General features: G+C 46.2%; 8 protein-coding genes. 5 read left to right on the top strand and 3 right to left on the bottom strand.

Annotation, left to right across the window (positions count from 1 at the left end; genetic code table 11):
• Positions 1-7 precede the first annotated feature (7 nt).
• Positions 8-4,456 (bottom strand): glutamate synthase large subunit, encoded by a 4,449-nt coding sequence (gltB, locus tag HRU42_RS07810; RefSeq protein ID WP_295030048.1) that lies wholly within the window; start codon positions 4,454-4,456, stop codon positions 8-10.
• A gap of 902 nt (positions 4,457-5,358) precedes the next feature.
• Here gltB and HRU42_RS07805 point away from each other — a divergent pair.
• Together HRU42_RS07805 and oxyR are read left to right on the top strand one after the other, a co-directional pair.
• Positions 5,359-5,724, top strand: a complete 366-nt coding sequence (locus HRU42_RS07805) for an Hpt domain-containing protein (protein WP_005502146.1) — start codon at positions 5,359-5,361, stop codon at positions 5,722-5,724.
• Positions 5,725-6,279: 555 nt separating this feature from the next.
• Positions 6,280-7,191 (top strand): hydrogen peroxide-inducible genes transcriptional activator OxyR, encoded by a 912-nt coding sequence (gene oxyR / locus HRU42_RS07800; protein ID WP_295030046.1) that lies wholly within the window; start codon positions 6,280-6,282, stop codon positions 7,189-7,191.
• Positions 7,192-7,242: 51 nt separating this feature from the next.
• Here oxyR and HRU42_RS07795 read toward each other — a convergent pair whose 3' ends face one another.
• Positions 7,243-8,322 carry an adenylate/guanylate cyclase domain-containing protein gene (locus tag HRU42_RS07795; protein ID WP_295030045.1) on the bottom strand — a complete coding sequence of 360 codons (1,080 nt, stop codon included), beginning with the start codon at positions 8,320-8,322 and terminating at the stop codon, positions 7,243-7,245.
• 152 nt (positions 8,323-8,474) lie between these two features.
• Positions 8,475-9,149, bottom strand: coding sequence for a DNA mismatch repair endonuclease MutH (gene mutH / locus HRU42_RS07790; RefSeq protein ID WP_295030043.1), 675 nt, complete (start codon positions 9,147-9,149; stop codon positions 8,475-8,477).
• A 702-nt stretch (positions 9,150-9,851) separates the two neighbouring features.
• Between mutH and rppH the strand changes: the two genes are divergently transcribed.
• The 3 genes from rppH (at position 9,852) to HRU42_RS07775 (ending at position 13,594) form a co-directional block, all read left to right on the top strand.
• Positions 9,852-10,388 (top strand): RNA pyrophosphohydrolase, encoded by a 537-nt coding sequence (gene rppH / locus HRU42_RS07785; RefSeq protein WP_295030041.1) that lies wholly within the window; start codon positions 9,852-9,854, stop codon positions 10,386-10,388.
• Between the two features lie 58 nt (positions 10,389-10,446).
• A complete protein-coding gene (gene ptsP / locus HRU42_RS07780; protein WP_295030039.1) occupies positions 10,447-12,672 on the top strand; it encodes a phosphoenolpyruvate--protein phosphotransferase in 2,226 nt (741 codons plus the stop codon).
• Between the two features lie 118 nt (positions 12,673-12,790).
• Entirely contained in the window at positions 12,791-13,594 is an 804-nt protein-coding gene (locus HRU42_RS07775) for a sulfite exporter TauE/SafE family protein (protein ID WP_295030037.1), read from the top strand.

Raw genomic sequence — 13,594 nt, 5'->3', positions numbered from 1 at the left:
ATATTATTTACCCCGCGATCACTTTTAGTTCAGGTTGTTGCTGCTCGAGTCTCAATAGATCCGAGACCGGGATATTCTTAGGCTTGACTAACACGAAGCAGTCGAGCCAATTTTCGAAATCATTCAACAGCATTTTTGCGTGTTCACTGCCCGTTTCTGCCAGGTGTTCCTCTATGAGACCCTTCAGGTGCTGTTGATGTATGGGGGAGTCGAGTTTTTGAGTATCGACCAGTTCGGTGTTGACTCTGCGGTTAAAGCGGCCAAAACGGTCGAAGACATAGGCAAAACCTCCTGTCATACCCGCGCCAAAGTTAACTCCTGTCTTACCCAGCACCAGGACAATTCCGCCAGTCATATATTCACAACCGTTATCGCCTAGGCCTTCAACGACTGCAAGTGCTCCTGAGTTTCTTACCGCGAAGCGTTCACCGGCGATACCGGCCGCAAATAACTTGCCGCCAGAAGCGCCATAGAGACAAGTGTTACCTATGATCGATGAGCGCTCACTCTGGAAGTTGCTACCCAGAGGAGGGTGTATGGTGATCTTACCGCCAGACATGCCCTTACCGACATAATCGTTGGCATCGCCACAGACAGTTAGCTCTATGCCAGGACTGTTCCAAACACCGAAGCTCTGGCCCGCGCTGCCATTAAATTGCAGGCGAATGGGGGCCTTAGCTCCCTCTTTACCCATAGTGGTGGCCACGAATCCCGACAGTGCAGCGCCAACAGAGCGGTCTATATTGCCTATTTCGAAGCGAGCCGAGAATGACTCGCCTTGTTCAACGGCGTCTCTGCACTTGGCTAAGATCTCTTGGTTTAGCTTACCAATATCTGTGGGTGGATTGAGTTCTTTCCAGGTGACAGCGCTGCCCTCTGGGACCTCTGGGGTGTACAAGATAGGGCTTAAGTCGAGACCTTGTTGCTTGGGAGTCTCGCCTTCTAGTGCATGTAACCAGTCGCTGCGACCCACTAGTTGCTCAAATTCGGTGACGCCTAAGGCCGCCATCTCTTCGCGAATCTCTCTGGCAACGAACTCGAAATAGGTCATCACACGCTCGGGAAGGCCGTGATAATGCTCGTTTCTGAGTTGTTTATTCTGAGTTGCTATGCCTGTGGCACAGTTGTTGAGGTGACAAATACGCAGGTATTTACATCCTAGGGCTATCATAGGCACAGTACCGAAACCGAAGCTTTCCGCGCCTAATAAGGCTGCCTTGATGACGTCTCTGCCCGACTTTAACCCCCCATCGACCTGGAGGCGGATCTTATGCCGCAATCCATTCTTCACCAGAGACTGATGCACTTCGGCAAGTCCTAGCTCCCACGGGCTGCCGGCATATTTAACGGAAGTGATTGGGCTGGCACCGGTACCACCATCGTAACCTGAGATGGTGATCATATCGGCGTAAGCCTTGGCCACTCCAGTGGCTATGGTGCCAACACCAGGCTCTGAAACCAACTTAACCGAGATCAGCGCCTTAGGATTAATCTGTTTAAGATCGAAAATCAGCTGGGCTAAGTCTTCAATCGAGTAAATATCATGGTGCGGTGGTGGCGATATTAATGTGACTCCTGGTTTGGCGTTACGCAGACCCGCGATCTCGACGCTCACCTTATCACCGGGGAGCTGACCGCCTTCACCGGGTTTTGCCCCTTGGGCGATCTTGATCTGTAACACTTCGGCATTAACCAAATAATGGGCCGTGACACCGAAGCGCCCAGAGGCTATTTGCTTGATCTTGGAGTTGCCTTCGGTGTTGAAACGACGTGGATCTTCTCCGCCTTCACCCGAGTTAGAACGGCCGCCGAGTCGATTCATCGCAACAGCGAGCGCTTCGTGCGCCTCAGGGCTGAGTGCGCCAATACTCATGGCCGCACTGTCAAATCTGGTGAATAAATTAGTGGCCGGCTCGACACTGTCTAGTGCGACCGCTGGCAGCTCTCCCTTAACTTCGATGAGATCTCTTAGTGTCGCGACCGGACGCTGGTCTACCAGCTCGGTGAAGCGCTTATAAGTGGGGTAATCCTTGTCTTTCAAGCAAGCCTGAAGCGTGTTGACTACATCTGGGTTGAAGCTGTGATACTCGCCCCCTGCGACATATTTTAACAATCCCCCTTGGCTGAGAGGCTGATGTGCCTGGAACGCGATTTTATGCAGCTTGACCTGATCTTGCTCAAGCAGGTCAAAGCTGGCCCCTTGGATACGGCTTATCACGCCATTGAAACAGAGATCAACAACTTCGCTTGCCAGGCCTATGGCCTCAAATTGTTGACTACAACGGTATGAGGCAACTGTGCTAATGCCCATTTTCGACATGATCTTTCTCAGACCCTTATCGATGCCCTGACGGAAATTGAGCATCAATTTGCGAGTGTCGGCAATATTGCTCTTCCTCGCAAGGGCGCAGATAGATTCATAGGCCAGATAGGGGTAGATGGCTGTGGCACCGAATCCGAGCAGCACGGCAAAATGATGCGGATCTCTCGTGGTCGCGGTTTCAACCACGATATTGGTGTCACAACGTAGACTCTTGTTGACGAGTACGTGCTGTATGGCCCCTACGGCCATGGCAGCAGGAATAACCTGTTTAGACTTGTCGGTGGCTCTGTCGGATAAGATGAGTAGGGTGGTTCCTGTTCTGGCCAGTCTCTCGGATTCGTCACAGACTCGAGTGATTGCCTGCTCTAATCCTTCACTCAAGTCATAGTTCAGATCTATGGTGTTGGCACGATAATACATAGAGTCCAAGGCCATGAGCTGATTGAAATCACTGTAAAGTAATACCGGTGAGTTAAACATGACACGATAGGCATGCCCAGTCGTCTCATTAAATAAGTTCTGCTCTCTGCCGACGCATGTGGTGAGAGACATCACGTGCTTCTCTCTCAATGGATCTATGGGAGGGTTAGTGACTTGGGCGAATTTTTGTCTGAAATAGTCGTATATAGTACGGGATTTCTTCGACAATACGGCCATAGGCGTATCGTCACCCATAGATCCCGTGGCCTCTTCGCCTTTTTGGGCGAGGACCCAGATGACATCTTGCAACTCTTCCCGCGAATAGCCAAATTGCTTGTGATATTGCAGCAGTTGTTCATCGCTGAATTCACTCACTCCCTGTGCCTCATTGGGTAAATCTTCTGCAGGTGTCAGGGTGCGACTGTTTTTGGCCATCCATTCCTTGTATGGGTGGCGACGTTTAAGGTCGTTATCTATCTCAAATGAAGAATACAGCTGACCATTGAGTGTATCGAGCACCAGTAGCTCACCTGGGCCGACTCGACCCTTTTCGACGACTTCGTCTGGAGCGTAGTCCCATATTCCGACTTCGGAGGCCAATGTGAGTATTCTATCCTTGGTAATCACATAGCGTGATGGGCGCAGGCCATTGCGATCGACCGCGCAGGCCACATGCCTACCGTTAGTCATCACTATCCCAGCGGGTCCATCCCAAGGCTCCATATGCATGGAGTTGAAATCGTAGAAGGCTTTGAGCTCTTCATCCATTTCCGGGTTACTTTGCCATGCTGGTGGGATCAACAAGCGCATGGCTCTATATAGGTCCATGCCGCCGGCGAGTAACATCTCCAGCATGTTATCCAGAGAAGAGGAGTCCGATCCCGTTTCATTGACGAAGGGCGCCGCTTGCTGAAGATCAGGCAAGAGAGGCGCATTGAACTTGTAGGCTCGTGCACGTGCCCATTGACGGTTACAGGTTATGGTGTTGATCTCGCCGTTGTGGGCCAGATATCTAAAAGGCTGAGCCAAGGGCCATTTAGGTGATGTATTAGTGGAAAATCTCTGGTGGAATAGACAGATAGAGCTTTGGAGACGGATATCGGCTAAGTCGAGGTAAAATTCCGGTAGATCCGCCGGCATCATCAAGCCTTTATAGACGATTACCTGACCAGATAAACTTGCAACGTAAAACTCTTCATCGTGAGTCAGTTGCTGCTCCAAACGTCGTCTGGCCATATAAAGACGACGTTCTAAATCCTTCTCCCGCCAACCTATGGGGGAGTTAATCAGTGCCTGGTAAATTTGTGGCTGGCTCGCTTTACCTATAGGACCTAACACCTCAGGGTTGACGGGGACCTTTCTCCAGCCGGCAACACTTAAAGTTTCTTTTTCTAGCTCACGCTCAAGAAGTTCTTTGGCTGCTTGAGCTAATTTGTCATCTTGATTGAGGAAAAATACACCGACCGCAAATTTCCGACTCAAATGCCAATCATTCTCTGCGGCAACCGCTTCAAAGAACTTAACGGGCATTTGCATGAGTAAGCCACAGCCATCACCTGTGCGACCGTCGGATGCAATACCACCGCGGTGCTTCATACGATCCAGCCCCTGAATTGCTGTTCTTACTATGCGGTGGCTGGGTTCACCGTCCATCTGGGCTATTAGGCCAAAACCGCAATTGTCTCGCTCGAAACTGGGGTGATACAAGCTCATACACGACTCCATAAACTATAACTAAAATACTACTCGGGGAATTTTTTGTTATATATATGCACCCGAACCATTCAAATTACCCCTAGATACTGCAAAGGTCAAACCAAATGATTGCATAAAATATGGTAGTTGCCGCCAGTTAGATACAGGTTTGATAATCACTTTACGTTAACGTAAACTGTGGAAGTTGCTGTATAACGTTATGAATAAAAAGAATTTTAGCTTTTTCTTGTTTTTGCTTTACTAAATTTTAACAAAACTAAGCTCATATATTATTTTATTGAAAGTGATTTTTTTTGCATGTGCAGTGAATTATTCTTAAATTCATCGCGTGATTACTTATGCATAACGAGTGCTTTAAGTAACATTGTGAACCTGACTTGGAACTCGAGCTCATTATTTTTAGTTAAATCGAAAAGTTTGACAGTAAAACTTTTCGACTGTCAGGAGTTTGATATAACACAATGTTTGCTATGGGTGAATGCCTTAAAATATGGTGATTGTTTTCTTGGATAATAGAGTCAAGAGTGGGACTGGATCGTTAGGTCAATACCTTAGGTGTTACTTGCAAGAAGCAATTTGGTGGCAAGCTTAAAAAATTAATCTTAGATGCGAAAGGCCCCTCAATGGTGTGCATTTCGTTGGGATTGGCTGGTGGCGATCGTGAATGACTTGAGAGCAAAGGGGGAACAAGGCCGCTATTTAACTTTTAAGATAAACTCGCCTCTAAATCTAAGAAGTTACAGTTAAATAATAGATTTAATTAACAACCTGTTAATGAATGGTTAAAAAGTATTGGTTTTTACTGACATATCACTCAATTAGTTGCACCAGTAATTATAGCGGGTATTATGTGGTAAATCGTCTTTAATCTAGTCAAAATTTTTGAGAGGTGCCTGAAGATGGCAACAGCTGAAATAGAATCAATTTTGGATCTTAATACACTAGAACAATACTGTAGTGCCATAGGTGCTGGTACCTTGTTGAAGAGTGTCGTGTTATTTGAGCAACTCATGCCAGAATATGTTGGTAATCTGGTTAATGCCAAAGAAGCCCAAGATAAAGATACATTATGCTCAGAAGCTCATAAATTTAAAGGGGCTGCGGGTTCTGTCGGTCTAAAGCGAATACAGCAATTTGCTCAGTTACTCCAACACGGTGAAGAGGCTGCTTGGGCTACTGAACATGATGTCTGGTTACAAGCCATCGTCGATCATGCTAGCCAAGACTTAGCCGAGCTTAAGCAATACTTAGAGTCTAAAGCTTAATCATTAAATAAGCATTCTTACCTCTTGCTAAAGTATGGGGTAAAAAAGAGCCCCGATGACCCGAGATACAGACTGGGTCATCGGGGCTTTTTTTGTCCTGGGTACCAATCCTGATGGCGTAGAATATTGAACTCGGCTTGCTCTTTTTATATGAGAGGCTTCAATGTTGTGCGTTCGAATCTATCACGACCTAAGTTTTGGCTCGATACAGGGCTTTATCCGCTAAGCTTCATCTCTTCAAAAACCACCTGGTACTAAACGTAGGCTACCCCTTGGCTTATGCTGACACCTATATAAGTTAGAATGGGCTTGCTGCTTATCAGCCATGCTGAGCTGGTGGGCAACATGTGCCGCTCCCTGTATATAGGTATTAGGCAGTAAGATGTCGAACTCTTCACCATCGTATCGACAGGTGGCATCACATTTTGGCCTCTTTTTAACGGTTTAAGTCGATTCTGTTCACATATTTGAGCTAAGGCTTAGTCGCTTTACTTGGCCTATGTGGTAAAGTTAAATTGATATTTTGGATATACATTGTGATTGGTAATCGATTTTATGAAACATTTACCCAGTTTGAAAAACCTTTTCTATTTGGTTAATTTGCATCAAGAACAGAATTTTAATAGAGCTGCCAAGGTGAGTCATGTCAGCCAATCAACGCTTTCGAGTGGTATTCAAAATTTAGAAGAGCAACTCGGGCATCAGTTGATTGAGCGTGATCATAAGTCATTTATCTTCACCGCCATTGGAGAGGAAGTCGTACAGCGTTCGAGAAAATTACTGACCGATGTAGACGATCTGGTAGAGCTTGTGAAACATCAGGGCGAGCCTATGACCGGAGATATCCGACTCGGTTGTATTCCAACGATAGCACCCTTCTTGTTGAGTAAGGTGGTTAAGCATTGTCAGAGTACCTATGCTGATTTAACCTTATTCTTGAAAGAGGATACCACTGAGCGTTTGTTGGATGCCTTGGGGAAGGGCGAGTTAGACCTGTTACTGCTGGCTCTACCCGTGGATACCAGTGGCTTTCATAGTATGAAGGTGGGGATAGACCCGTTTAAGCTTGTTGTTCATGAGGAGCTGACGGATGTCATACACGAACCCCTGGATTATAAATCTCTGCCCGATCAGAGTATTTTTTTGCTACAGGCTGAGCACTGTATTACCGGTCATGCCGTGAGCGCCTGTGAGCTAGCTAATAGCGCTAAGGTCAATCCGTTTGCCGCAACGAGTCTGCATACCTTAGTGCAGATGGTGAACAGTAAGCTTGGAACGACTTTTCTGCCTCAGATGGCTATCGATGCCGGGATCTTAAATGATACTGAATTGAGAGTGATGCAGCCTCCGGGTGAAGCCCCTTACAGAGAGATTGGTCTGGTGTGGCGTCAGACATCGAGTCGTATCTTGACCTTTAGAACCTTAGGCTTAGCGATTCAAAATATATTGGAACAGAAAGATAACTAATTTATATCGCCATCTGACTGGGTTGCTTGATGGCACTCGTCTTGTTAATCCTTAAGCAAGATCGGATTTAGGCACGACACTGAATACTTCAGTAGAGTGCTGCTTACCCTTGAGCTTGATGGGTCCTAAGCTGGTAATTTCATATTGGCTGGAATCCATATCTACTCGGGACGCGAGAGAGCCCGATATCAACATTCTTTGCCCTAAAGGATTACATTGATCTTGTAGTCTGGCTAAGGTGTTTAATACATCACTGAAGAAGCTTATCTCTTGCTTCTGCACGCCAACGACGGCAGCCACAACCTGACCACAATGAGCCGCACACTTAAATTTAGGCACAAATCCATATTGCTCTTCAAAATATTTCCGTTGCCATTTAAGCTGCTGACTGAATTCATAGTAGATATTGAAGCTGCGGTCTTTCTGAACGCCGTATTCTAAGGGCCAATGGATCAGGACTGCATCGCCCATATATCGATAAATTTCGGCTTCATTGTTGACAACAGTGTCAGAAAGTAGGCTGAAGCTGTCTTGGATCAAGCGACTAAAGCGATAATCGCCTAAAGTCTCGGCATGAGTCGTTGAGGCAACCATGTCTAAATAAAGAAATAATCTCTGTTCATATCTGGGTTTATGGTATTTACCCAGACCAATATTGAGCAATACTCTGGGCCCGACTAGGAGTGCCATCTGTTCGATAAAGGCTAAACTGACTCTGACAACGACCAGGTAGACGATCAAAGCCTGGAACGAGGGGCTGTAAAGAATATGCGCAGTCAACATCTGCCTCAATGTCGACATATGGTTTTCTATGGCCCACATGTTCAAAAACTGGGTCATATAAGCGAGCGTAGTGGCACCAAGCAGTAGAAATAGGCCTTTAAAAATAACCGAGAATATGTATGGAAGCCTGTTAATAGCACTGAAGTCGGCAATCAGGTTAGACAACCAATGTAGGCTACCAAATATGATCCCCATATAAATAGCGAGTGTGGCGAGATCTGCGCTTCCTACCGCCCATTGAGGAAGATCCGGAGCTTGGGCATACCTAAAAAACACAAACGCGACCATGGCTATTGACCAGGCGGTAATCGCAAAAATAAGTTTTTTTGCTTGTATACGTGCTCTCACGGTATCTAGTTATTCCTAACGTAGGTCTATTGGTTCAGGATGCGCTAGTCTATAGAAAATGACCCTATGATTTCCAGTAGTATTTGTGATCTTGGTCAAATGAAGATGATATCGGTTGATATCGGTTGATATCGGTTGATATCGGATGATATTTAGTTAAAAAAACGCTTAAGTATCGATTGCGTGAAGGGGATTTTAAGATAAAAGCCTCTAGGGTTGGTCAATCTCTTGGCTCCGTCTTTACCTATGCTCTGGGTTACTGAGCGACTATTTGCGCCTTTGGGCCTAAGTTGTAGCACTTCACCATGCCTGGCAGTGAGTTCTTGTACCTGCCCCATGGCAATGAATTCCATTATTTCTTCCCAATCTTGCTGCAGCAGCGCGAGTTCATCTGGTGCTGGAGACCATAAGATGGGCGTGCCTATCTGTCTTTGGGCCACCGGAATGTTTCGGTTTCCTTGTACCGGAACCCAGAGTACGGTCTGCAATTTATGATAGACAATACTTTTTTCCCAAGTCAGGCCTTGTATACCGACTAAGGGGGCAACAGTCACATAGGTGGTCTCGAGGGGTTTCCCCTTGTCATCGATTGGGATCGTCTTTAACTCTACCCCTAGATGCAGAAAATCCTGCTCAGGTCTAGAACCTGCAAGTGCCCCGAGTTCATATTCGATCAACTGACCCACCCAGCCCTTATCTCTTTTAAGATCGGCTGGAGTGGTGAATCCGTGAGAATCGGCAACTTGGCCTAGAGTCAGGCCTGCCATGCTGTTGGCTCGTTGCATCAGTTCTTCTATTGTTTTGGGAGAGGGGGGTGTTGTTTTCATTTAATGGATTTTACCTAAGATATTAGATAATACCAGTTAGTTTAAAGATCTGGTTAATAAGTGTACCCGCTGGGGGCTGTTAATAACTATTGCGCAGGATATTTACTTAAGTCACTAAAAAAATTGATATATTTGTCTGTATTTTTTGCCCTTGATCATCAATTTTTAGATTACATTATTCTTGCCCCTACTTTTCCAACATAGTTATCCACAGATTAATTGGATAACTCAACTTTTTAGTCACCCAAGTCGGAAAATATTGCTTGCCAAACAATAAATACAGCTATTTTTCATCATAATGAGCCGACTTTTATCATAGCCTGTGAATAAACAAATAAAATGTTGCTATGAGTTATTCAAAAAGCCACTATGGTTAAAAAACGCTCTCTAATGAGGTGCGTACTAGGTTGGTAAGTTGTTTTTGACTGTAACTGATTGGTATTTATCGTTATTTTATCTGTTGGTTAAATGGTAATACACATTGCAACCTGCTTTTTTATTGACTGTTTAAGGCATATATATAAGTTAAGAACAGAGATATCCACAGATTTTGTGGATATCATTGGGGTTGGTTATCGGTTTCTGTTGATAAAAGTGAACATTTGGCTTTTTTATCCAAAGTTAATCAGGTATATGTCATTTGCCGCAGCCTCGGCTTTGTGAAACAATCGTGACATTGAAATTGTTAAATACGGAGTCCATGTGATTGATAGTGACGGCTTTCGCGCAAATGTGGGCATCATTATCTGTAATCTCTTTGGGCAGGTAATGTGGGCCAGAAGGTTTGGCCAACATTCCTGGCAATTTCCTCAAGGGGGAGTTGATGAAGGTGAAACGCCTGAAGAGGCGATGTATAGAGAGCTCTATGAAGAGGTGGGGTTAAAACCTGAACATGTTCAGATTTTAACGTCGACTCGCTCTTGGTTGCGTTACAGATTACCTAAACGTTTGATTCGGCAAGATAGTAAACCTGTCTGTATTGGGCAGAAACAAAAGTGGTTCTTACTTCAGTTGAAAAGTAGTGAGAGTGCAATCAATCTCAATGCTTGTGGTCACCCCGAGTTCGATGACTGGCGTTGGGTCAGTTACTGGTACCCGGTTAGGCAAGTTGTGTCCTTTAAGCGGGATGTATATAGGAAAGCGATGAAGGAATTTGCGCCGACGGCATTGCCATTTCAATCGCGAGAATCCCATTACAGTAACAATCACAGCAATAAAAGAAGAAACAGACGGCGTTAACGCTTGTATAAATAACCTGGCCAGAAACTAATTAAGTGGCGTAATAGGGAGTGACTAAGTGCTTAAGATGCTAAGAGATATCACACAAGCTGTGGCTGGGGCGCAAGATCTCCACACAGCGTTAGATATGCTCGTTTTTCGTACTAAGACCGCGATGGCAACTCAGTGTTGTTCTATATATCTGTTAGAGGGTGAGCAACTGGTGCTCAGTGCTACAGATGGCTTATTGCGCAGCGCCGTAGGCAAGGTAAAGATGTCACTCTCAGAAGGCTTGGTGGGCCTGGTTGCCGAGCGAGAAGAGCCGATTAACCTGGCCGATGCACAGCAACATCCTAGATTTAAGCAGTTTGAAGAAGCCGAGGAGACAAGTTTTAGGGCATTTCTCGCCGCTCCCATCATCTATCAGAAACGAATTTTAGGTGTCTTGGTCGTTCAGCAAGCCGATACCCGTCTGTTCAGTGAGGGGGAGGAAGCGTTCTTAATGACTCTGGCGGCTCAACTCGCTATGGCGATAAGAAACCTGCGCAAGAAAGCCGAAGCACCGGATCTATTGCACTTTACTGGCACTTCTGCGGCAAACGGCATTGCCATAGCACATGCTTTGGTCATAGGCGGTCAGATAGAGTTAGCCCAAGCGGACGTAAAAGTGACCGACAGCAAGGCTGAGGTGTGTCGTTTGAACATTGCTATAGAGGCGTGTAAAGACATGATTTCATCCTTGTCTCAACGCTTCGAGCTAGAAGAAGACCATGAAGTTGTCTCAATATTTTCAGCCCTGCAGTCACTGCTCGATAACGCCAGTCTCGGTGGCGAATATATCAAGGAGGTAGGCGAGGGCTGGAGCGCCGTTTCGGCTGTGAGTCGGGTCTCTTTGCGTTATATAGAAGAGTTTACCCAGATGAAAGATCTCTACTTAAAAGAGCGAGCCGGAGATATTCGTGATCTGGGTCTGCGGGTATTACGTCTGCTCATTGAACCGGAAAGAATGGGTTTCGAACCCGATGTGCCGGTGATCTTAGTCACCAAAGAAGCCGATGCGACCATGTTAGCCGAGTTTCCGCGTCATAAGCTGGTCGGCATAGTGACAGAGCAGGGCGGGGTTAATTCCCATGCCGCGATTTTAGCTCGTGCATTAGGGGTCCCTGCCATCATAGGCGTTGAAGGGGTACTCACCGCAGGTATCGATAAGAAGTTATTGATCATCAATGCAAATCGGGGACAACTACTGGTTTCACCGGCCCCGGCACTTATCGCCGAATACAGAAATCTGATCTCGGCTGAAAAAGCCTTACAGAACAGATATGCACAAGAATTAAAGCTACCTGCTGAAACCTTAGATGGCAAACGAATACATCTCTATCTAAACGCGGGTCTACTGAGCAGTCTAGAGTCTGAGATTGCAGAAGGATCCGACGGCGTCGGTTTATACAGAACCGAAATTCCGTTTATGTTGCATCAAAGGTTTCCCAGTGAATCCGAGCAGGTGAAAGTATATCGTGAGGTGCTTGAAATCGCACGGGGTAAGCCTGTGGTGATGAGAACACTCGATGTTGGTGGAGATAAGCCGTTATCCTATTTTCCTATCAACGAGGAAAATCCATTCTTAGGCTGGCGCGGAATAAGATTATCTTTGGATCATCCCGAGCTTTTCTTAGTACAACTCAGAGCCATGATCCAAGCGGGAGCCGAGAGTGACCAGTTACATATTCTCCTGCCCATGGTCAGTAATTTAAATGAAATAGACCAGGCTATCACCTATCTGGAGCAGGCGTACTTCGAGTTGAAAAGTGATCTGGGCAAAGATATTGTCAGACCTAAACTCGGCATCATGATTGAAGTTCCTGCCTTATTATATCAGCTGGCGGAAGTGGCTAAACGGGTCGACTTTGTCTCTGTAGGCTCTAACGACCTGACTCAATATATGTTGGCAGTAGATAGAAATAATCCTAGGGTCAGTACACTCTATGATTGTTATCACCCGGGGATCCTCAGGGCCTTGAAGCGCGTCAGATTCGATTGTTGGCAGTATCACCTTCCCGTGAGTGTCTGTGGTGAGTTGGCGGGTGAACCTATTGGAGTGATATTGCTGGTGGCTATGGGTTATGATCAACTGAGTATGAATCAGGGCAGTCTGGCTCGGATTAATTACCTGCTGCGCCGTGTGTCCCATTCGGATCTAAGCGAGTTACTCGAGATGGCTTTGACGCTGAGCAGTGGTCAGGAAGTGAGGGAGTTGGTGAGGGAGTACTTCGAGTCCAGAGAGCTCGGTGCCATTGTTAACTAATCTCAGTTTTTGGGTTAAACTAGGGCGCATATTTTCAATATAGATTTTATCCCGGATAATATGATCAGTCTGTCGAACACAAACAATATTTTATGTGGCCTGAGTCTATTCAATACTAATGGATAGTCTATTCTCACTCTTCTTAAGCTGTCTGCTTCTCGGTGGTTTGATCGGTTTCATGGCAGGGTTATTAGGCATAGGTGGTGGCATAGTCGCCGTCCCTGTACTCTTGTATCTGTTGCCATCGGTTGGTTTCGATGAGGCCGTTCTTCCCCATGTTGCCATCGCGACCTCCTTAGCCGCCATTATCTTAACCTCCATGTCTTCGGCTCTCGCTCATCACAAGCTAGGTAATATTCCCTGGCCTCTGCTTAAATCTGTGTTGCCAGGACTCATTTTGGGCTCCTTAAGCGCCGGCTTTATTTCAAGTTTCCTTAGCGCCGCATTGCTGCAGACGAGCTTCGCCGTGTTTGTGATCTGCATGGCGGCTAAGATGATGTTTCCCTATCGAGTGAACCTGGTTGATAAACAGATGCCTTCGATGCCGATATTATTTGCGGCATCGGCGGTGATTGCTATTATCGCGGCATTAATGGGGATTGGCGGTGGGGTTTTACTTATTCCCTTCCTGAGTTGGTGTGGATTACAGATGAGAAATGCCATAGGTTTCTCCTCCGCATCGGGAGTGTTTATCGCGCTATTTGGCAGTGTCAGTTATGTGCTTTCAGGCTGGAACGTATCGGGGTTACCGGAGTGGACCTTAGGTTATGTGTATTTGCCGGCCCTGCTAGGTATCGTGATGACATCAGTCTTGAGTGCCCCCTTGGGCGTGAAGGCAGCGAGCATCTGGCCGACTAAAGTATTGAAGCGGATATTTGCGCTCCTGCTCATCGTGGTGGGAATTAAGCTGGCTATGGCTTGA

Origin of the sequence: Shewanella sp., from assembly GCF_013214165.1 — a bacterium.
In the GTDB taxonomy this organism is placed as follows: domain Bacteria; phylum Pseudomonadota; class Gammaproteobacteria; order Enterobacterales; family Shewanellaceae; genus Shewanella.
This window is presented reverse-complemented; position numbering and strand designations above follow the sequence as displayed.

What these genes read in the sequence shown, in the direction of transcription:
- gltB (WP_295030048.1), bottom strand. Translation starts at nt 4,456, where the DNA reads ATGAGCTTGTATCACCCCAGTTTCGAGCGAGACAATTGCGGTTTTGGC.
- HRU42_RS07805 (WP_005502146.1), top strand. Translation starts at nt 5,359, where the DNA reads ATGGCAACAGCTGAAATAGAATCAATTTTGGATCTTAATACACTAGAA.
- oxyR (WP_295030046.1), top strand. Translation starts at nt 6,280, where the DNA reads ATGAAACATTTACCCAGTTTGAAAAACCTTTTCTATTTGGTTAATTTG.
- mutH (WP_295030043.1), bottom strand. Translation starts at nt 9,149, where the DNA reads ATGAAAACAACACCCCCCTCTCCCAAAACAATAGAAGAACTGATGCAA.
- HRU42_RS07775 (WP_295030037.1), top strand. Translation starts at nt 12,791, where the DNA reads ATGGATAGTCTATTCTCACTCTTCTTAAGCTGTCTGCTTCTCGGTGGT.